General features: G+C 64.6%; 17 protein-coding genes, 1 tRNA gene and 1 pseudogene. 13 read left to right on the plus strand and 6 right to left on the minus strand.

Annotation, left to right across the window (positions count from 1 at the left end):
• Window positions 1–40: 40 nt before the first annotated feature.
• A complete protein-coding gene (locus U0042_RS19675) occupies window positions 41–433 on the minus strand; it encodes a DUF779 domain-containing protein (protein WP_114814220.1) in 393 nt (130 codons plus the stop codon).
• A 217-nt stretch (window positions 434–650) separates the two neighbouring features.
• Complete coding sequence (gene adh / locus U0042_RS19680) at window positions 651–2,171, minus strand: aldehyde dehydrogenase (protein ID WP_114814195.1); 1,521 nt, start codon at window positions 2,169–2,171, stop codon at window positions 651–653.
• Between the two features lie 369 nt (window positions 2,172–2,540).
• On the opposite strand from adh, the gene U0042_RS19685 reads away from it, so the two are divergent.
• The 5 genes from U0042_RS19685 to U0042_RS19705 all read left to right on the plus strand — a co-directional run bounded on the left by U0042_RS19685 (window position 2,541) and on the right by U0042_RS19705 (window position 6,979).
• Entirely contained in the window at window positions 2,541–3,596 is a 1,056-nt protein-coding gene (locus tag U0042_RS19685; RefSeq protein ID WP_114814194.1) for a helix-turn-helix domain-containing protein, read from the plus strand.
• A gap of 65 nt (window positions 3,597–3,661) precedes the next feature.
• A complete protein-coding gene (locus U0042_RS19690) occupies window positions 3,662–3,856 on the plus strand; it encodes a hypothetical protein (protein WP_114814193.1) in 195 nt (64 codons plus the stop codon).
• A 170-nt stretch (window positions 3,857–4,026) separates the two neighbouring features.
• Window positions 4,027–5,181 (plus strand): pyridoxal phosphate-dependent aminotransferase, encoded by a 1,155-nt coding sequence (locus U0042_RS19695; RefSeq protein WP_114814192.1) that lies wholly within the window; start codon window positions 4,027–4,029, stop codon window positions 5,179–5,181.
• Window positions 5,182–5,192: 11 nt separating this feature from the next.
• Window positions 5,193–6,050 carry a carbon-nitrogen hydrolase family protein gene (locus tag U0042_RS19700; RefSeq protein WP_114814191.1) on the plus strand — a complete coding sequence of 286 codons (858 nt, stop codon included), beginning with the start codon at window positions 5,193–5,195 and terminating at the stop codon, window positions 6,048–6,050.
• A 137-nt stretch (window positions 6,051–6,187) separates the two neighbouring features.
• A complete protein-coding gene (locus U0042_RS19705) occupies window positions 6,188–6,979 on the plus strand; it encodes an ABC transporter substrate-binding protein (protein WP_114814190.1) in 792 nt (263 codons plus the stop codon).
• Between the two features lie 123 nt (window positions 6,980–7,102).
• On the opposite strand, the gene U0042_RS19710 is transcribed toward U0042_RS19705, so the two are convergent.
• Window positions 7,103–7,828 (minus strand): pirin family protein, encoded by a 726-nt coding sequence (locus tag U0042_RS19710; protein ID WP_114814189.1) that lies wholly within the window; start codon window positions 7,826–7,828, stop codon window positions 7,103–7,105.
• Window positions 7,829–8,010: 182 nt separating this feature from the next.
• On the opposite strand from U0042_RS19710, the gene U0042_RS19715 reads away from it, so the two are divergent.
• The 4 genes from U0042_RS19715 (at window position 8,011) to U0042_RS19730 (ending at window position 11,157) form a co-directional block, all read left to right on the plus strand.
• Complete coding sequence (locus tag U0042_RS19715) at window positions 8,011–8,901, plus strand: LysR family transcriptional regulator (protein WP_114814219.1); 891 nt, start codon at window positions 8,011–8,013, stop codon at window positions 8,899–8,901.
• Window positions 8,902–9,327: 426 nt separating this feature from the next.
• A complete protein-coding gene (locus tag U0042_RS19720) occupies window positions 9,328–10,014 on the plus strand; it encodes a CsgG/HfaB family protein (RefSeq protein WP_114814188.1) in 687 nt (228 codons plus the stop codon).
• A gap of 95 nt (window positions 10,015–10,109) precedes the next feature.
• Window positions 10,110–10,481, plus strand: a complete 372-nt coding sequence (locus tag U0042_RS19725; protein WP_114814187.1) for a DUF4810 domain-containing protein — start codon at window positions 10,110–10,112, stop codon at window positions 10,479–10,481.
• A gap of 10 nt (window positions 10,482–10,491) precedes the next feature.
• Complete coding sequence (locus tag U0042_RS19730) at window positions 10,492–11,157, plus strand: DUF799 domain-containing protein (RefSeq protein WP_114814186.1); 666 nt, start codon at window positions 10,492–10,494, stop codon at window positions 11,155–11,157.
• 160 nt (window positions 11,158–11,317) lie between these two features.
• Here U0042_RS19730 and U0042_RS19735 read toward each other — a convergent pair.
• Window positions 11,318–11,393: transfer RNA gene (locus tag U0042_RS19735), tRNA-Lys, on the minus strand.
• A 178-nt stretch (window positions 11,394–11,571) separates the two neighbouring features.
• On the opposite strand from U0042_RS19735, the pseudogene U0042_RS19740 reads away from it, so the two are divergent.
• Both U0042_RS19740 and U0042_RS19745 read left to right on the plus strand, forming a co-directional pair.
• A pseudogene (locus U0042_RS19740) lies at window positions 11,572–11,974 on the plus strand (PaaI family thioesterase).
• Window positions 11,975–12,037: 63 nt separating this feature from the next.
• Complete coding sequence (locus tag U0042_RS19745) at window positions 12,038–12,907, plus strand: patatin-like phospholipase family protein (protein WP_114814185.1); 870 nt, start codon at window positions 12,038–12,040, stop codon at window positions 12,905–12,907.
• Window positions 12,908–12,947: 40 nt separating this feature from the next.
• Here the strand turns inward: U0042_RS19745 and U0042_RS19750 are convergent, their stop codons facing one another.
• Window positions 12,948–13,961, minus strand: coding sequence for a D-2-hydroxyacid dehydrogenase family protein (locus U0042_RS19750; RefSeq protein WP_114814184.1), 1,014 nt, complete (start codon window positions 13,959–13,961; stop codon window positions 12,948–12,950).
• Between the two features lie 356 nt (window positions 13,962–14,317).
• Between U0042_RS19750 and U0042_RS19755 the strand changes: the two genes are divergently transcribed.
• Together U0042_RS19755 and U0042_RS19760 are read left to right on the plus strand one after the other, a co-directional pair.
• Window positions 14,318–16,177, plus strand: coding sequence for a phosphoenolpyruvate carboxykinase (GTP) (locus U0042_RS19755; protein WP_114814183.1), 1,860 nt, complete (start codon window positions 14,318–14,320; stop codon window positions 16,175–16,177).
• 349 nt (window positions 16,178–16,526) lie between these two features.
• Window positions 16,527–17,624, plus strand: coding sequence for a LysR family transcriptional regulator (locus U0042_RS19760; RefSeq protein ID WP_114814182.1), 1,098 nt, complete (start codon window positions 16,527–16,529; stop codon window positions 17,622–17,624).
• Between the two features lie 190 nt (window positions 17,625–17,814).
• Here U0042_RS19760 and U0042_RS19765 read toward each other — a convergent pair whose 3' ends face one another.
• A complete protein-coding gene (locus tag U0042_RS19765) occupies window positions 17,815–20,469 on the minus strand; it encodes a DNA topoisomerase III (RefSeq protein ID WP_114814181.1) in 2,655 nt (884 codons plus the stop codon).
• Window positions 20,470–20,518: the final 49 nt, after the last annotated feature.

Genomic DNA, 20,518 nt, shown 5'->3' on the forward strand with positions numbered 1-20,518 from the left:
CATGCGTAGCACGCGGTGGCGGTGCCCGCCGTTTCGAGCGTTAAGCGTCGGCCCGCTCCACGGGATGGGCGGCGAGCCAGTCGTTTTCGGCGTCGTCGAAGAGCCGCGAGCGCGTGAGAAAGCGCAGGCCCGTGGGACGCTCGAGCGAGAACATGCCGCCGTTGCCCGGCACCACGTCGATGATCAATTGCGTGTGCTGCCAGTATTCGAACTGCGATTCGCTCATGTAGAACGGCACGCCCGCAATGGCACCGAGTTTCACGTCGGATGCACCCACGCGGAATTCCGCAGCGGGAAAGCACATTGGCGCGCTGCCGTCGCAGCACCCGCCCGACTGATGAAAGATCACGTCGCCGTGCTCGGCCTTGAGCTTGTCGATCAGCGCCACGGCGGCCGGCGTGGCGATTACGCGAGAGACGTCTTCAACAGACATCGTGTTGCTCCGTGATGGTGATGCGTGACGGCCGCGCCGCCGGGGCGCGAACGCCCACGCGGATAGCTGCGTGCGGTGCGCCGGCGTGCCGATGCCGCCGCGCGGAAAGCTGCGCAGTTGCGCATACTCATGCGAGCCTCCCTTGTAGAAGAAAACGTGGGCGGCGTGCGTTTCTCCCGCACGCCGCCCGTCTTTCACCAACGCATCAAGCCCGTGCTCAGAAGAACCCCAGCGGCTGCTCGCTGTAGCTCACCAGCAGGTTCTTCGTCTGCTGGTAGTGGTCGAGCATCATCTTGTGCGTTTCGCGGCCAATGCCCGACTGCTTGTAGCCGCCGAACGCCGCATGCGCCGGGTACGCGTGATAGCAGTTCGTCCACACGCGGCCCGCCTGGATGGCGCGGCCGAAGCGGTACGCACGCGTGCCGTCGCGCGTCCACACGCCGGCGCCCAGGCCGTACAGCGTGTCGTTGGCGATCTCCAGCGCTTCTTCCTCGGTCTTGAACGTCGTGACCGACACCACCGGCCCGAAGATCTCCTCCTGGAAGATGCGCATGCGGTTGTGGCCGCGGAACACCGTCGGCTTCACGTAGTAGCCCTTCGAGAGTTCGCCCGAAAGCACGTTGCGCTCGCCGCCCGCGAGGCACTGCGCGCCTTCCTGGCGACCCAGGTCGATGTACGAGAGGATCTTTTCGAGCTGCTCCTGCGAGGCCTGCGCGCCGATCATCGTCTTCGGGTCCAGCGGGTGGCCCTGCTGCACGGCGGCCACGCGCTTGAGCGCGCGTTCCATGAAGCGGTCGTAGATCTTCTCGTCGATCAGCACGCGCGACGGGCACGTGCACACTTCGCCCTGGTTCAGCGCGAACATCGCGAAGCCTTCGAGCGCCTTGTCGAAGTAGCCGTCGTCGCGGTCCATCACGTCGGCGAAGAAGATGTTCGGGCTCTTGCCGCCCAGTTCGAGCGTGACGGGAATGATGTTCTCGCTCGCGTACTGCATGATGAGGCGGCCCGTGGTGGTCTCGCCCGTGAAGGCGACCTTCGCGATGCGCTTGCTGGTGGCGAGCGGCTTGCCCGCTTCCAGGCCGAAGCCGTTCACGACGTTGAGCGTGCCTTTCGGCAGGATGTCCTGGATCAGTTCCATCAGCACGAGGATGGAGGCGGGCGTCTGCTCGGCGGGCTTGAGCACGATGCAGTTGCCGGCCGCGAGTGCCGGGGCGATCTTCCAGGCGGCCATCAGGATCGGGAAGTTCCACGGAATGATCTGGCCGACTACGCCGAGCGGCTCGTGGAAGTGATAGGCGACGGTGTCGTGATCGACCTCGCAGACCGAGCCTTCCTGGGCGCGGATGCAGCCGGCGAAGTAGCGGAAGTGGTCGATGGCGAGCGGGATGTCGGCGGCCATGGTTTCGCGCAGGGGCTTGCCGTTGTCGATGGTCTCGGCCACGGCGAGGCGCTGCAGGTTCGCTTCCATGCGGTCCGCGATGCGGTTGAGCACGCTGGCGCGGTCAGCAGGCGAGGCCTTGCCCCAGGCGTCCTTCGCGCGATGCGCGGCATCGAGCGCGAGTTCGACGTCTTCGGCGCGCGAGCGCGGAATGGAGGTGAACGGCTCGCCGGTGATGGGCGAGACGTTATCGAAATACTCGCCGCCGACAGGCTTCACCCATTCGCCGCCGATGAAATTTCCGTACTGCTTTTTGTAGGGGTATTCGGTGGTCAGGAACTGCATTTCCGCGTGGTTCATCAGTCGCTCCTCACATGTGTCTGCATTGTTGGTCCGGCGCTGCGGCGCGCCTGCCGGGCGCTCGTTACGCCAGAAGCGTGCCAATGCGGACGCGGCATGACGCATCGCGGTGCGCGGCGCACTGCGGCGAGGCATGCGCGGGCCAAAACGCGTTGTGGCATGGCGTTACGCTGCTGCCTCGCGGTTCCTTTGGTGTTTCGTGCTGCTTCCTGTACCGCGCCATTTCTGAACAGATTCCGCGGCTCTGTTCACGAATGGAGCAGCCTCGCCGCGACACGTCACGGCAGGGCATCGAGCCCCATCGGCATGGGACTTGCGTGATGAACCGCCATGAATGCCTCTTCGCGCCGATCCGCTTGCCGACCTGGTATGAGCACCGACTCCCCGTATGCCGACGCCGCTGTGCCCACCGTCCGTGCCGCCACGGACGACGACCTGTGCCTGCGCAACTCGGTCGCGCATGATGCGGACGAGCAGGCGCGCAGCCTGCACGGCTGGGACCAGATCTACGATCAGCTGAGCGCGGGCCGCTTCACGGGCACGCTCACCGAGCTGTTTCTGGACCACATGACGGTGTTCCGCGAAACGACGAGCCACGCGCTGCGCCAGACGTGCGAGGTGCAGTCGGACGCGTACTGGTTCGGCATTCCGCTTTGCCGCGAGGGCAACGGGCGCATCGACGCCCAGCTGATCGGCGACGACGCCCTTGCGTTCCGGCCGGGCGGCGTCGAATTCGAACTCGTTACGCCGGCGGGCTACGAGTTTTTCGGCGTGGTGGTGCAGGGCGATGTGCTGCGGCGCTACGCGGCCGAGGTCGAGCACCTGGGGCTCACGGACCAGGTGCCGCACACCGAGGTGGTCTCCATTGGCGCGGCGCGCAAGCTGCGCCTGTGCACGTCGCTGCGCCAGATGCTGGACGACGGCGCGCAGGCCGACGTGCCGCTTTCGGGCTTCGCGCGCAGCAACCTGCAGTCGTCGGTGCTGGCTGCGCTCTTCGATTTGTGTTCGCCCGAGCATGCGCAGCCGCTCGCGGCGACCACGCCGCAACGTCGCCAGTCGATCGTCGCCGCGGCGCGTGCCCACGTACTCGAGAACCGCGACCGGCCGGTGGGCGTGCCGGAACTCTGCGAACGGCTGCACGTGAGCCGCCGCACATTGCAGTACTGCTTTCAGGACGTGCTCGGCATGGCGCCCGCCACGTATCTGCGCGCTATTCGCCTGAACGGCGCGCGGCGCGACCTGTGCAACGCGGCGCGCGAAGGCCGCGCTGCGCAGGACGCCTGCTCGGTACAGGAGGTGGCCGCGGCGTGGGGCTTCTGGCACCTGAGCCAGTTCGCCACGGACTACCGGCGGCTCTTCGGCGTGCGTCCCTCGGAGACGCTCAAAGGCATGACCGGCATGCCGACGCCGGCCTTCGCGCACTAGCGGTTTTCTCCCTTGTCCGCTCACATGCGGTAGTCTTGGCAGCCCTACCGCCAGGAGAACCGAGCATGTCCACCCAGTTTGTCTGCCGAAACCAGTCCTGCGGCCAGCCGTGGGAGCTGTCCGATGTCGTCATCAAGAACGAAGGGCAAGGCCTGCTATTCCGCTGCCCGTTGTGCGGCGCACGCAATTACGTGGAGCGCTTCGAGGACGACGAGGGCAACGTTCTGTATGAACAGATCGAAGGGCGGCCGTTGCAGTGAATGCGACGCGGCGCCTCTGTGAGCGCCGCCGTCATGATGTAAATGCATGGCCCGCATGACGAAGTTTCGATTGTGGGCGCAGGGTGGATCGGGCTTAATCGCTACCATCGGATCGAGGCGCCGCCTGCCGCGCAGGCCGGCCGCAGATCCTGTCAGATGGAGAAAGCCCCATGCAGAGCGCCTTGCAGATTCGCTCGAAACTGCCCGACGTCGGTACCACGATCTTCACGGTGATTGGCCAGCTCGCCGCGCAACACGACGCGCTGAACCTCTCGCAGGGCGCACCCAATTTCGATCCGGATGCAAGGCTGGTTGACGGCGTGACGCGCGCCATGCGCGAGGGCCACAACCAGTACGCGCCGATGGCAGGCGTCGGTGCGCTGCGCGACGCGCTCGCAGAAAAGGTCGAACAGCTTTACGGCACGCGCTACGACCCGGCTACCGAGGTCACGGTGATCGCCAGCGCGAGCGAGGGCCTGTATTCGGCCATCAGCGCGCTCGTGCATCCGGGCGACGAGGTGATCTACTTCGAACCCTCGTTCGACAGCTACGCGCCCATCGTGCGGCTGCAGGGCGCCACGCCCGTCGCCATCAAGCTTTCCACCGACCACTTCCGCGTGAACTGGGACGAAGTGGCCGCGAAGATCACACCGAAGACGCGCATGATCATCGTGAACACGCCGCACAACCCTACGGCTACGGTATTCAGCGACGCCGACATCGAGCGGCTCAAGGCCGTTACGCACAACACCGGCATCGTGGTGCTCGCGGACGAGGTCTACGAGCACGTGATCTTCGACGGCGCTCGCCACCACAGCATGGCGCGCCACCGCGAACTCGCCGAACGCAGCGTGATCGTGTCGTCGTTCGGCAAGTCGTATCACGTCACGGGCTGGCGCGTGGGCTATTGCCTCGCGCCCGCGGCGTTGATGGACGAGATCCGCAAGGTGCACCAGTTCATGGTGTTCTCCGCGGACACGCCGATGCAGTACGCGTTCGTCGAGGCGCTTGCCGACCCTGCGAGCTACCTCGACCTCGCCGCGTTCTATCAACGCAAGCGCGATCTGCTCGCGAACGCGCTGGCCGGATCGCGCTTCGAATTGCTGCCGAGCGAAGGCAGCTTCTTCATGCTCGCGCGCTTTCGCCACTTCTCCGACGAGCGCGACAGCGACTTCGTGCTGCGCCTGATTCGCGATGCCCGCGTGGCCACTATTCCGCTGTCGGCGTTCTACACCGATGGCACGGACTCCGGCCTGATCCGCCTGAGCTTTTCGAAAGACGACGCCACGCTGCTGGAAGGCGCGCGGCGGCTGTGCGAAATCTGAGGGAGCGCGGCATGAGCGCCATGCAAGGCACAACCACGGCAGCGGTCGTGCAGATGAGCAGCACGCCCGACGTGGCGCACAACCTGGCCGAGGCACGCCGTTGGGTGGAAGAAGCGGCACGCCGCGGCGCCACGCTCGTGTGCCTGCCCGAATACTTCTGCTGGATCGGCGTGGGCGAGGACGAGCGTGTGAAGCTGGCCGAAACATTCGGCGATGGGCCGATTCAAAAGGCGCTCGCCGACCTTGCGCGCGACACGCAGACGTGGCTCGTCGGCGGCACGGTGCCCATTCGTCCTGCGAGCGGCGAGCAGCGCGACACGCACGCGTACAACACGTCGCTGCTGTTCGATCCGACGGGCGCCTGCACGGTACGCTACGACAAGATTCATCTCTTCAGCTTCAACCAGGGCGCGGAACAGCACGCCGAGGGCGACACGATGGTGGGCGGCGATGCCATCGGCACCGCGCAAGGTCCGTTCGGAATGCTACGTATGTCCGTGTGCTACGACCTGCGCTTTCCCGAGCTTTATCGTGCGAAACCGGCGGCCGATGTGATCGCCGTGCCGGCCGCGTTCACGCACACCACCGGCCTCGCGCATTGGGAACTGCTGCTGCGAGCGCGTGCCGTGGAGAACGAGGCGTACGTGCTCGCGTCGGGCCAGTGCGGCACGCATGCGAATGGCTGGCGCACTTTTGGCCACAGTATGATCGTCGGGCCTTGGGGCGAGGTGCTGGCGTGCCACGCGGATGGGCCCGGCGTGGCGCTCGCCACGCTGAGCGCGGAGACGCTCGACGCCGTGCGCTCGCGCTTGCCCGTGCTCGAACACAGGCGCATTGCGACGTCTGCGCAGGTTGAGCCCGCCGCATGATCGGTAGGGTCGGCGTGAAAGTCGGCCACAACGAGTGGGTAGCACGAGGTTGGAAAAGAGGGCGGCGCGGATACGTCCGCGCATCGCTTATGGACGTCCACAAGCGGCGTCACATCACAGACGAAAGGGGATCATCCATGAAGTTGCTCGGAAAACTGCTCGTGCTTGCATGCGCGTTCGCCTCGGCATCCGCGTCGGTCAGCGCGTTCGCTGCGGATTCGGTGTTGCGCTTCGGTCTGGAAGCACAGTACCCGCCGTTCGAATCGAAGGGCCCCAACGGCGAACTGCAAGGCTTCGACATCGACATCGGCAACGCGGTGTGCGGCGCGGCGCATCTGACGTGCAAGTGGGTGGAAACCTCGTTCGACGGGCTGATTCCCGCGTTGCAGGGCCGCAAGTTCGACGCCATCAACTCGGCCATGAATGCCACGGAAAAGCGGCGCGAAGCCATCGACTTCACCACCGTGATCTACCGCGTGCCGACGCAACTGATCGCGCGTCGCGACAGCGGCCTGCTGCCCACGCCCGAATCGCTGAAGGGCAAGCGCGTAGGCGTGTTGCAGGCATCGATTCAGGAGAGCTACGCGAAGGCGCATTGGGAGAACGCGGGCGTAACGGTGGTGCCGTATCAGGACCAGAACCAGGTGTACGCGGACCTTCAGGCGGGGCGCCTCGACGCCACGCTCGTGCTCGCGCCGGCGGGGCAGACAGGCTTCCTCTCGCGTCCGGACGGCAAGGACTTCGCGTTCGTGGGCCAGCCCGTGCGTGACGACAAGATTCTCGGCAGCGGTATCGCATTCGGCATCCGCAAGGGCGACGCCGCGCTGAAGAAGCAGCTCGACGCGGCCATCGCGAAGGTGCAGGCCGAGGGCACCGTGAAGACGCTGGCGCGCAAGTATTTCGGCGACATCGACGTGTCGGCGAAATAAGCGGACAAAGTTGAGCGCGGCGCGAGCGGGTGCGGTTTTAGCGCTCGTTCCGGCTGGACAATAAAACGATGGCGCGGTACGTCAGGTACCGCGCCATCTTTCATTCACCTACCCGCGGGCGCATCAGCCCCAGAAGTCCGAGACCTCGATGTTGCGCAGGTCGAACACAAGGATCTCGGCGTCCTTGCCGCCACTGAACGTGAGCTTTCGTTCGTCGCGGATGCGCACACCATCCCCTTCGCCCAGCGCCACGCCATTCACTTCGATGCTGCCGCGTGCGACGTGCACGTAGGCGTAGCGGTCGGCCGCGAGGTCCAGTTCCGCGCGCTCGTCGCCGTCGAAGAGACCGGCATAGACCCGCGTGTCCTGACGGATCTGCAGCGACTCGCCGTTCTCTTCCGGCGAGATCACGAGCCGCAGCGTGCCGCGCTTTTCTTCCGGCGTGAACATGCGCTGCTGGTAGCGCGGCGTTTCGCCGTTCTTCTGCGTGGCGATCCAGATCTGCAGGAAGTGCACGCGGTCCGTGGCCGACGGGTTGTACTCGCTGTGCGCCACGCCCGTGCCGGCGCTCATCAACTGGATGTCGCCGGGCACGATCACGGAGCCGTTGCCCATTGTGTCCTTGTGTTCGAGTGCGCCTTCCAGCACGTACGAGAAGATCTCCACGTCGCGATGCGGATGCTTGCCGAAGCCGCGGCCCGGCATGACACGGTCGTCGTTGATCACGAGCAGATCCGAAAAGCCCATTTGCTTCGGGTCGTAGTAGTTGGCGAACGAAAACGTGTGGCGCGAGCTGAGCCAGCCGTGTTCGGCGCGACCGCGTTCGCTGGCATGTCTGATTTCAAGCATGACGTTCTCCGGTGATCTGTTTCTGGGCCGGCAGCGACGACGTCGTTGTCGGAAGCAGTGAAGGCAGTGTAGGTCAATCCATGGGGCTATAATCGCCGTCAAATGTGAATCACTGTCTCCATGTGGTGGACAAAGCGGCACGCAGCGCGGCCCACCTTCTCGACACCGAACCGGATGGCATCATGCAACTGGATGACCTGCGAATCTTCGTGGCGACCGTGGAGGCGCGTAACTTCACGGCCGCCGCCAACCGGCTCCAACTCTCCAAACAGTTCGTGAGCCGGCGCGTGATGGCGCTCGAAGCGAGCCTCGGTGTGCGGCTGCTCGTGCGCAACACGCGCAAGCTCGCGGTCACGGATCTGGGCAACGACTTCTACGAGCGCGCCAAGCGCATCCTCGCGGACGTGGCCGACGCCGAGCAGGCCATGTCGTCGCGCCGTGCCGACCCGCGCGGGCTCCTGCGCCTGAGTGCGCCGATGTCGTTCGGCACCGTTCATCTTTCGCCGCTCATCGCCGACTTCATGCGCGCGAACCCCGACGTGCGCGTGGACATGGACCTGAGCGACCGCGTAGTGGACGTGGTGGGCGAGGGCTTCGACATGGCGCTACGCATCGGCACGCTGGCCGATTCCACGCTGATCGCCCAGAAGCTCGCGGAAATCCGCATGGTGGCGTGTTGCAGTCCCGGCTATGCGGCGGGGCACCGCTTGCCCGCCGCGCCCGCGGACCTGGCGCGCCATAGCTGCCTGCTCTACGGGCAGGAGGGACGCACGGGGTGGGAGTTCGTCGTGGACGGTTCGCGGCAGACCTTCGAGGTGCACGGGCCGCTGCGCGCCAACAACGGCGAGATGATTCGCGATGCGGCAATGGCGGGGCTGGGTATCGCGCTGCTGCCCGAGTTCATCGTGGCGGCGTCGCTTGGCAGCGGCAAACTGATCGAAGTGCTCGACGGCTTCGTCGCGCCGCCGCTTGCGCTTTACGCGGTGTATCCGCAGCACCGCGAGGGCGCTGTCACGATTCGCGCGTTCACCCAGTTTTTGCGGCAGCGGTTTGCGCGCGGCCTCGGCCTGTAATGCATGCCGCATAGGCTGTCGTATTTATGCATTTCTTGCGAAGTTCAGTCGCGGGTCATTGCAAATTTCGGTAGATTACATCCTGTTACAAACAGGCTTCTACGATAAAAATGAACCACTGCATCTACGGGTTCGAGCCCACTGGGCTTCGGGGAATGCCGGCTACGGTCGCTGAAGAAACGATCGTCGTCCGGTCAGATCAAGCCGGTCGAGCAGACCATGAGACCGCAGCGGGCCGCGCGTCATCGCGCGCGCTGCACACCTTGCGGCCCGGACACCACCGGTGCCACCTCCCCCAAGTTTCCCGCCTCTCACAGGCGTTCTAGTCCTTTCACGCGTTGCGTTTGCCGACGTGCTTTTGCACGGCCGTCGTGTCGCGCGCCGCGTGTTGCCCTTTGCTGTTTTCGTGACCATCGAGGAAGAAAAATGAAGCTCTCCAAAACCTGCGGGATCGCGCTTGCCGCCGTCGCCGCCATTGCCGCGGCGGCGTTAGGCGGATGTGCCACCGAGTCGTCGCGCACGCTGCCCGTGCCGCCCGTCGCGAGCGCGCAGCGGCCGGCCACCGGCAAGCCTGTCGGCATCGCCGTCGGCAAGTTCGACAACCGTTCGAGCTACATGCGCGGCATCTTCTCCGACGGCATCGACCGCCTGGGCGGCCAGGCCAAGACCATCCTCATCACGTCGCTTCAGCAGAGCGGGCGCTTCAACGTGCTCGATCGCGACAACCTCGAAGAGATCCGCCAGGAAGCCGGCTTCATGAAGAAGGGGCAAGCCATCAAGGGCGCCAACTACGTGATCACCGGCGACGTGACCGAGTTCGGCCGCAAGGAAGTGGGCGACCACGAGTTCTTCGGCATTCTGGGCCGCGGCAAGAACCAGGTGGCGTACGCGAAGGTGAGCCTCAACGTGGTGAACACGACGACGTCCGAAGTCGTGGCATCGAGCCAGGGCGCGGGCGAATTCAGTCTGTCGAACCGAGAAGTGATCGGCTTTGGCGGCACGGCGAGCTACGACTCCACGCTCAACGGCAAGGTGCTGGAGCTGGCGATTCAGGAAGCCGTCAATCATCTGGCTGACCAGGTGGATGCGGGTGCGCTGAAGGCGGCGCAGTAACAGCAGTCGGCGCAGTTCATCGCGCCACGGGCGCACCGACCGGTGCGTCCCGCAGGAATCAATCACTGACAACAACCACGAAGACGGGGTTACCAATGAAGTACATCGGCACGATACGGGGAATCGGCCTGCCGGCCATGGCAGGCGCTGCGATGCTCCTCACGGGATGCGTCGCGAACAGTCCGCCGCCGCTCTACCAGTGGAACGGCTACCAGCCCGCGGTCTACGACTACCTGAAGGGCGGCAAGGCACCGCAGGCGCAGATCGATTCGCTCGAGAAGTCGTTGCAGGAAATTCGCGGCCAGGGTCACACGCCGCCGCCGGGCTTCCACGCGCAACTGGGCATGCTGTACGCGAGCGTCGGGAACGACACGCAGGCCATGCAGGAGTTCGAGGCCGAGAAAGAGCTCTTTCCGGAGTCCTCGACCTACATGGACTTCCTGATGAAGAAACCGAAACAACCCTGAGCGAGCCGCCATGTCCAAATTCCTTTCTCTCAAACTCTGGTTTGCCTTCTCGACGCTCGCCCTGCTCGCCGCTTGCGCGCAGCCCGTGAAGCACGCGGACTACACCGCGTTCAAGAACAGCCGTCCGCGCTCCATCCTCGTCTTGCCGCCCACCAACGAAACGGCCGACGTGCAGGCGACCAACAGCATGCTCTCGCAGATGACCATGCCGCTCGCCGAAGCGGGCTACTACGTGGTGCCGGTGGCGGTGATGGACGAGACGTTCAAGCAGAACGGCCTCACGACCGCAGCCGACATCCAGGCCACGTCCCCCGCGAAGCTGCGCGAGATCTTCGGCGCCGACGCCGCGTTGTACTGCAAGGTGACGCAGTACGGCACGGTGTACCGCGTGCTGGACAGTGCCACTGTCGTAACGGCCGGGGCGAAGCTCGTGGACCTGAAGACCGGCGACGTGCTGTGGCAGGGCACGGCGAGCGCGAGCAGCAACGAGGGCAACAACAATAGCGGCGGCGGCCTGATCGGCATGCTCGTGACCGCCGCGATCAAGCAGATTGCCAACTCGCTCACGGACAAGAGCCACGACATCGCGGGCGTGACGAGTTATCGCCTGCTGCATGCGGGACCGCCGAGCGGGCTGCTGTACGGGCCGCGGTCGCCGAAGTACGGGACGGATTAAGGCGGGGCTGGCGACGGCAGCGGGGACGCGGGTTGGGGGCGTGCGCTGGCTGCTGTTGCTCTCGGTGAATGAGGGCGGGCGTCGTAGGCACCCGCCCAATATCGAGCCGCCGCAGAAATGAAAAAGGGCTTAGCGCAAAACGCTAAGCCCTTGAATTCCTTGGTGGGGCGTGAGTGACTCGAACACTCGACCTACGGATTAAGAGTCCGCTGCTCTACCAACTGAGCTAACGCCCCAAGAGACTGCGAATTATGCAGGACTTTTTTGCTCTTGCCTAGCCCCTTCCATCGATTTTCTCAAAAAATTCTGCCACGGACCGCGTAGGTGCATCTGGCGAGGCCCGAGCGTGCCCTCGGGGCGGGAGAGCGTCCATGCCGCTATCATGTCGCGACACGACAAAGCACAGAAAAAACAATGGACGACACCGCCATCCGTGACCTGCTCGACCGCGTGCTCGCGCCGTGGGTGCGGGCGCTCGCGCTCACGCCCGTTTCCGCAGGCGAGGAGGGCGCCACGCTGCGGTTGCCGTTTTCCGGCGAGCTGCGTCATGCGGGCGGGGATCTGCGGTCAGGTGTTCATGGCGGCGGCCGACACGGCGATGATCGTCGCCATTTCGGCGGCGCTCGGCGAGTTCCGGCCTATGACCACGGTCTCGCTGAACATCAACTTCATGCGGCCGGTACGCAAAGGCGACGTGCTCGTGACCGCGCGCGTGCTGAGGATGGGCCGCAACCTCGTGTTCGGCGAAGTGGAGCTGTTCGACGAGGACGGCAAGATGGCGGTCCACGCCACCACCACGTACGCGTTGCTCGACTGAACGCGGCGGCGTTCATCGCGAGCAAGCATCGAGAACCAAGCCGGGAAAGACCGAAGGAAGAACATGTTCGATCAGGTGGTATTTGCCGGCGGCGGAAACCGTTGCTGGTGGCAGGCCGGTTTCTGGGACGTCGTGCAGCCCGCGCTCGATGTCCGTCCGCGCGTGATCGCCGGCATCTCGGCCGGCGCGGCCACGGCCTGCATGCTCTACACGCGCGATGCCGACTGGGTGATGCGCTATTACGAGAACGCCTTGCGTCACAACACGCGCAACGCGTACTGGGGCAATCTGCTGCGCGGCGAGTCGGTGTTTCCGCACTACCGCATCTACCGTCAGGCGCTGCTCGATATCTACGGCGAGCGCTTCGAGCAGTTGAAACACGCGCCCGCCATCCGCATCGGCGTGTCGCATCTGCCGCGCTGGCTCGGCGCACGCAGCGCGGTGGCGGCCGGACTCGTTGCCTACAACATCGAGAAGTACGTTCGCAAGACGCTGCACCCCACACTCGGCCGCAAGCTCGGCTTTCAGCCGGAATTCGTGACGGCGCAGACGTGTGCGTCGGTGGAGGAACTGGCCGACCTGATCCTGCAGTCATCGTGCACGCCGCCCTTCACGCCGGTGTTGCGGCGTAACGGGCGGCCCGTGCTCGATGGCGGCATGGTGGATAACGTGCCGGTCGGCGCGCTCGATGCTGCGCCGGGCCTCGTGCTCGTGATGGTGACGCGTCTCTACCCGCGTCCGCAGATGTTTGTCGTGCCGCACGGCGCGCAGCAGCGCATCTATGTGCAACCGTCGCGCAAGGTGCCCATCTCGAGCTGGGACTACACGAGTCCTTCGCAGATGCAGCACGCGTACAACCTCGGTCGCGCGGACGGCGAACAGTTCCTCGCTCGTGTGCCCGAACTGCTCGAACTGGCCGGCGAGTCGAGCTGACCTATAACGAGCGGCGGCAACACTTCACACGCCAAGTCCGCTACCGCCGCCGCCCGCCCTGCAATGCGTCGGGGTTCGCGACGCTCGACGTATCGCCGCTATCGAACGCGAGAATATTGCGGAACGCGGCGCTGAAATACAGCTCGTAACTTTCTCGTTCCACGTAACCGATGTGCGGCGTGCAGATCACGTTCTCCATGCGCAGCAGGCTATAGCCCTGCAGAATCGGCTCGCTTTCGTAGACGTCGACGGCCACCATCCCCGGACGGTTGCGCGAGAGCGCGTTCACCAGCGCGTTGTCTTCCAGCAGCTCCGCGCGGCTTGTGTTGACGAGCAGCGCCGTGGGCTTCATGCGCATGAGGTCGTCGAGCTTGACGATGCCGCGCGTGTCGTCGTGCAGGCGAAGGTGCAGCGTGAGCACGTCGCTCTGTTCGAATAGCGCTTCGCGGCTTTCCGCCGCCGTGTAGCCGTCCGCGCGGGCTGCTTCCAGCGAGTGCTCGCGGCCCCAGATCAACACGTTCATGCCGAACGCCTTGCCATAGCCGGCCACGAGCCGCCCGATCTTTCCATAGCCCCAGATGCCGAGCGTCTGCCCGCGCATCACCTGGCCCAGGCCGAAGTTCGGCGGCAGCGCCGAGGTCTTCAATCCCGACTGCTGCCAGGCCCCTTGCTTAAGGTTTGCCACGTATTGCGGAATGCGTCGCTGGGCCGCCATGATGAGGGCCCACGTCAATTCGGCGGGCGCCACGGGCGACCCGGTGCCTTCCAGCACGGCGATGCCGCGCTCGGTACAGGCAGCGAGATCGATGTGACTCGACACCTTGCCCGTCTGGCTGATCATGCGAAGGTGCGGGAGTTTGTCGAGCAGTTGCGAGGTGATGCGGGTCCGTTCGCGGATCAGCACCAGCGCGTCGACTTCGGCAAGGCGGCTTGCCAGCTGTCCGAGTCCGCGCACCGTGTTGTTGAAGACCTTGACCTCGTGATTGGCCAGCAGTTGAAAGCAGTCGAGTTTGCGAACGGCGTCCTGATAGTCGTCGAGGATGGCAATTTTCATGGCGTCTGAGTTTTGCGACGCACCACTGGGAGCGGAACGGAGCGATATGCTGGCTGTCCCACCGAAGCGCGGCGTCCATAGTGGTACGAATCGTGATTGTGTCGTGTCGCTTGCAGTGCCGTAGCGGCGCCGCACCGCGTCATGCAAGACAGAGTTACCGCGTTTTTAACAGCTTGTCGCGCCTCGATGCAAGCCGCTTTACAGACGGTTTCGAACGACAGGCTGCAGGGCCCTTGACGACTTGCGCTCCCTCTTGCCCACGCATGTTGCGGTGGCGAGACCGCGCCGCCTCTCGCAGCAGCGTCTCGTGGCTCGTGCCGTTTTCCCTTTACTTTTTACAAAACGGAGACAGCTCGATGAACCATCCCGCCTTTGCAGGTCAAGCCGCCGTAGAAGCGCCGGCCTGGGTCAAACACCGCAAGCTCATCGAATGGGTGCAGCGCGTCGCCGCGCTGACGAAACCCGCGCGCGTGGTCTGGTGCGACGGTTCGCAGGAGGAATACGACCGCCTGTGCGCGCAGATGGTGGAGGCCGGCACGCTGAGAAAGCTCAATCCCGAGAAGCGGCCCAATTCGTATCTGGCGTGTTCGTCGCCGTCCGACGTCGCGCGCGTGGAAGACCGCACGTTCATCTGTTCGCAGCGCAAGGAGGACGCAGGCCCCACCAACAACTGGGTGGCGCCCGGCGAGATGCGCGCCACGCTCGACGGCCTCTTCGACGGTGCCATGCGCGGCCGCACGATGTACGTGGTGCCGTTTTCCATGGGGCCGCTCGGCTCGCCCATCGCGCACATCGGCGTGGAGCTTTCCGATAGCCCGTACGTCGTGGTGAACATGCGGATCATGACGCGCATGGGCCGCAAGGTGTACGACGTGCTGGGCGAAGACGGCGAGTTCGTGCCGTGCGTACATTCGGTGGCCGCACCGCTCGCTGCGGGCCAGCAAGACGTGCCGTGGCCGTGCAACGACACGAAGTACATCGTCCATTTTCCGGAAAGCCGCGAGATCTGGAGCTACGGCTCCGGCTACGGTGGCAACGCGCTGCTCGGCAAGAAGTGTTTTGCGCTGCGTATTGCGTCAACGATGGGCCGCGACGAGGGCTGGCTCGCCGAACACATGCTGATTCTCGGCGTGACGACGCCCGAAGGCCGCAAGTTCCACGTCGCGGCGGCGTTCCCGTCCGCTTGCGGCAAGACCAATTTCGCGATGCTGATTCCGCCGCCGGGCATGAACGGCTGGCAAATTTCGACCATCGGCGACGACATTGCCTGGATCAAGCCGGGCAAGGACGGCCGCCTCTACGCGATCAACCCCGAAGCCGGCTACTTCGGCGTGGCGCCGGGCACGAGCGAGAAGACGAACTACAACGCAATGGCGACGCTCAAGGCGAACGTCATCTTCACGAACGTCGCGCTCACCGACGACGGCGACGTCTGGTGGGAAGGCATGACGGACGAGCCGCCGGCGCACCTGATCGACTGGCAAGGCCAGGACTGGACGCCGGAAATCGCGAAGGAAACCGGTCGCAAGGCGGCGCATCCGAACGCGCGCTTTACGGCGCCGGCCTCGCAATGCCCGTCGATCGACCCGGACTGGGAGAACCCGGCCGGCGTGCCTATCGACGCCTTCGTGTTCGGCGGCCGCCGTTCCAGCACGGTGCCGCTCGTCACGGAGGCGCGCAACTGGGTGGAAGGCGTCTACATGGCCGCGACGATGGGCTCCGAAACCACGGCCGCGGCGGCGGGCCAGCAGGGCGTGGTGCGCCGCGACCCGTTCGCCATGCTGCCGTTCTGCGGCTACAACATGAGCGACTACTTCGCGCACTGGCTGACGGTGGGCGCGCGCCTGACGCAGCTGGGCGCGAAGCTGCCGAAGATCTTCTGCGTGAACTGGTTCCGCAAGGGGCCGGACGGCAAGTTCGTGTGGCCGGGTTTCGGCGAGAACATGCGTGTGCTGGACTGGATGGTGAGCCGCGTGGACGACGAGGCCGACGGCGACGAGCACGCGTTCGGCGTCTCGCCACGCTACGACGACCTGAACTGGAGCGGGCTCGATTTCACCGAAGAGCAGTTCGACCTGGTCATGTCCGTCGACGCGGACGCGTGGCGAAGCGAGCTGCGGCTGCATGCCGAACTCTTCGACACGCTGCAGCATCGCTTGCCGCCCGCGCTGAACGAGGCGCGGGAAGCGCTGGAGAAGCGCTTGTCAGAAAATTGATGTGAGCGCCTGCTTCGCTTTAAGGCCGCCTACGGGCGGCTTTTTTCTTGGCGTTTCTGGCAGCGGTGACAGGTTCTATCGCTCTTGTTGCGTCCCTGCTTTGCGCCATGTCCGTCGTTATTGGCCGCTTGTTCACCGGAGTGAACCTACCCCGTTGCGCTGCACCAGATTGTTCCCTGCCGAGGAACAATAGGGTGGTCAGAGTTGCGGGAAAATCCACATTGGCACGAATTTAAGGAAATTTAGCGGCTTCTTAGGCAACTTCTGCACGAATTTGAGAGTCGTAGGAGAATTCCGAATTCGCCTACGGACTCCGAAAGGCACTAGTAATAAACGGCAGGAGTTTCATATGGATCATTTGCAGTCGATGCGGGTATTCGTCAAGGTGGCGGATCTCGGCAGTTTCGCCCGCGCCGCCAGCGCGATGGACATTTCGAATGCAGTTGCCACCCGTCATGTTGCCGACCTGGAAGGACGGCTGGGTACCCGCTTGCTGAACCGCACGACGCGCAGCCTCTCGCTGACGGAGTCGGGCCAGGTCTACCTGGAGCGCGCGCGTCAGATTCTCGACGAACTGGAAGACGTCGAGCAGATGGTGGTGGCCCGCAATCACGAGCCGGTCGGCACGCTCCGTATCGTGGCGCCCGTGGTGTTCGGCCTGCATAACCTTGCCCCGGTGCTGCAAACCTACGCGGAACGTTATCCGAAGGTGATTCCGGACGTCACGCTGGTGGACCGGCAAGTGGATCTCGTGGAAGAAGGTTTCGATGTGGGCGTCGTGGTCGCGCGGCAGATGCGCGGCGCCAGTATCGTGACGCGGCGCCTCACTACCGGCTGCATGACGGTATGCGCCACGCCGGCCTATCTCGAAAAGCACGGCACGCCCACCCGGCCGGAGCATCTGATGGAGCATCCGTGCCTGTCGCCGCCTTCCGAATACTGGGGCGACGAGCGCGTGTTCACGGGACCCGAGGGCGAGGTGCGGGTGCGCCCCACCAACGTGGTGGTGGCGAACAATACCGAGATGCTGCGTCAGTTCGCGCTGCTCGGCATGGGCATCGCGATCCTGCCGAGCTACCTGATCGGCCGCGACATGACGCGCGGGCGCCTTGTGCGCCTGCTCGGCGACTATCGGCTGCCGCAGGTCGAACTCAATATTGCGTATCCGAGCCGGCGCCATCTGCCGGCGAAGGTCCGCACGTTCATCGATCACCTGGTGGAGCATTTCAGCCAGACGCCGAACGGCGTGCTGGGCGAGCAGTGGATCAAGGACGGCTATGGGCGTCCGGCTGCCGGCGTTGCAGCGCATACGGACGGCGAGATGTTGGCGCCCGAAGCGTTCGACGGTGCCGAACCGCTCTCCAGTTTGCTCGATCGCGAGATCGCGCCGAAGACGCAGCGCTCGCCTGGGCGCGTACGTCGGTCGAGCGCGGCGTCGCCGGTTTGATTCTGGCTGGTCGCGCAGGGCGGCCGTCGTCGAGATACCGCTTGCGATGTACGCGTATCGCGAAATGAAAAAAGCGCAGCCTGGGCTGCGTTTTTTTTGCTCTATACGTTTGAACGTTCTGCTTCGGGAGAAGCGTCAGACGACGGCGGCGTGAAGCTCAGAAGCCCGCTTTCGCGGGCGTCCTCGTCAGTTACGATCCTGTTTTGCGCGCCGGTGTCTTCTTCGCTGCCACCTTGCGCGCCGCAGTGGTCTTCGCCGCGGCCGTCTTGCGCGCGGGCGTAGCGGCAACCGCTTCCGTCACCGTGTCGCCATCGCCTTCCGCGTCGGCGCCGGCTGTCGCCGCCACCTTTTTCGCAGCCGTTTTGGCGGCGGTCTTGCCAGCGGCAGGCTCCTTCTTCTCGAACTCGAAGCCGATCTTGCCGTCGCTCTGTTTCACCAGGAACGCTTTGAAGTTGCGGCCCGTGCGCGACGACTTGAAGCCGGTCAGCAGATCCGTGCGGCCTTCGGCAAGCAGTTTCGCCATCTGCTCGCGTGAGATCTCCTGTTGCAGGATCACCTTGCCCGAGCGGAAATCGCAGGTCTTCGGATTGGCCACCGAGTTCTCACACACATAGCTCATGCCGTGCTCGAACACGCGCGCCTTGCACTTCGGGCAGGCGCCCACGGGCTCCTGGTCGGAAAAGTCGGGCGCCTCGCCGTCTTCGCCGCCCTGATCCTGGCCGAAGTCGAACTCGAGTTTGTAGTTCTTCGTTTCGTCGTCGAACGAGAGCTTGAGGATGGCCGAGAACGGCCGGCCCATCTTGCTGCGGAATCCCGAGAGCGGACCGATCTGCTTCTTCTGCAGCAGCTCTTCGACCTCGGGAATCTCGAATTGACGGCCCCCCGGAATCTTCGAGATCGAGAACTCGCATTTCGTGCACGCAAAGCGCCGGTAGTTTTCCTTCACCTGGCCGCCGCAGTTGGGACACGGCGTTTCGAGCGTCGCGTAGTCGCCCGGAATGGTATCGGAGTCGTACTCCTTCGCGCGCTTCACGATGGTCTGCGTCATGCGGGCAATTTCCTGCATGAACGCGTCGCGATGCAGGTTGCCGTGCTCCATCTGCGCGAGCTTGTGTTCCCATTCGCCGGTGAGCTCGGGCGCAGTCAGTTCCTCGACGCCGAGGCCGCGCAGCAGCGTCATCAGCTGGAACGCCTTGGCCGTTGGAATGAGCTCGCGGCCTTCCCGAACCAGATACTTCTCGCCGAGCAGACCTTCGATGATGGCCGCGCGCGTGGCCGGCGTACCGAGCCCCTTCGCGGCCATGGCCTCGCGCAGTTCGTCGTCTTCGACGAGCTTGCCCGCGCCTTCCATGGCCGACAGCAGCGTGGCTTCGTTGTAGCGCGCGGGCGGCTTGGTGGTGAGCTGTTGGGCGGCGATCTTGTCGGTCTCCACCTTTTCGCCCTTTTGCACGGGCACCAGATTGGCGTCGTCGCCGCCCGCGTCCCGTCCGTACACCTGCAGCCAGCCCGGCTCGATCAGCACCTTGCCTTCGGTCTTGAAGTGATGGCCGACTACTTCGGTGATACGCGTGGTGACGCGGTATTCAGCTGCGGGGAAGAACACGGCGAGGAAGCGCTTCACGACGAGGTCGTAGAGCTTCTGCTCGGGCTCGGACAGCGCCTTCGGCGCCTGCAGCGTGGGGATGATGGCGAAGTGGTCGCTGATCTTCGAGTTGTCGAAGATGCGCTTGTTCGGCTTCACCCAGCCTTTGTCGAGCACCTGCTTTGCGTGCGGCAGGTAGTTGTTGCTCTCCTTGAGCATTTCGAGCGTGCTCTTCACGGTGCCGATATAGTCTTCCGGCAGCGCGCGCGCGTCGGTACGCGGATAGGTGAGCACCTTGTGCTTTTCGTACAGCGCCTGGGCGAGGCCCAGCGTGTTCTTGGCCGAAAAGCCGAAGCGGCCGTTCGCTTCGCGCTGCAGGCTGGTCAGGTCGAAGAGCAGCGGCGACAGCTGTGTCGACGGCTTCGATTCCTCTGTGACCGTGCCCATCTGGCCCCGGCACGCCGCGACGATGGTTTCCGCCGCGGGCAGACTCCACAGACGCGATTCGCGCTTCTCGGGATCGAACTCGTCGCGCTTGAACTTCGGGTCGAACCAGCGCCCCTCGTAGAAGCCCGCGGCGCAGACAAACTCGGCGCGCACTTCCCAATAGTCGCGCGGCACGAAGCGGCGAATCTTTTCTTCGCGCTCGACGACGATGGAAAGCGTCGGCGTCTGCACGCGACCCACCGTGGTGAGGAAGAAGCCGCCGCCCTTGCTGTTGAACGCGGTCATGGCGCGCGTGCCGTTGATCCCGACCAGCCAGTCGGCTTCCGAGCGGCAGCGAGCGGCGTCCGCGAGCGGTTGCATGTCTTCGTCGCTGCGCAGATGGGCGAAGCCTTCGCGGATCGCGGCCGGCGTCATCGATTGCAACCACAGGCGCTGCACGGGCTGCTTCGCTTTCGCGTGCTGAACGATCAGACGGAAGATCAGTTCGCCTTCACGCCCCGCGTCACATGCGTTGATGAGGCGGTCGACATCCTTGCGCTTCATCAGCTTTGTGAGCACCTTGAGCCGCGACTCGCTTTTCGCGATGGGATTCAGATCGAAGTGGGGCGGGATGACGGGCAGATGCGCGAAGCTCCATTTGCCGCGCTTGACTTCGTACTCTTCGGGGGCGGCGATTTCGAGCAGATGGCCGACAGCGGACGAAAGCACGTACTCGTCGCTTTCGTAGTATTCGTCATGCTTGGTGAAGCCGCCCAAAGCGCGCGCGATGTCGTTCGCGACGGACGGCTTCTCGGCGATGATCAGTGCTTTCGACATGACTGGTTGCAAGTGGGTAGAGTCGGGCAGACGCCCATAACGACCGCTT

Source organism: Paraburkholderia kururiensis (genome assembly GCF_034424375.1).
GTDB lineage: Bacteria > Pseudomonadota > Gammaproteobacteria > Burkholderiales > Burkholderiaceae > Paraburkholderia > Paraburkholderia kururiensis_A.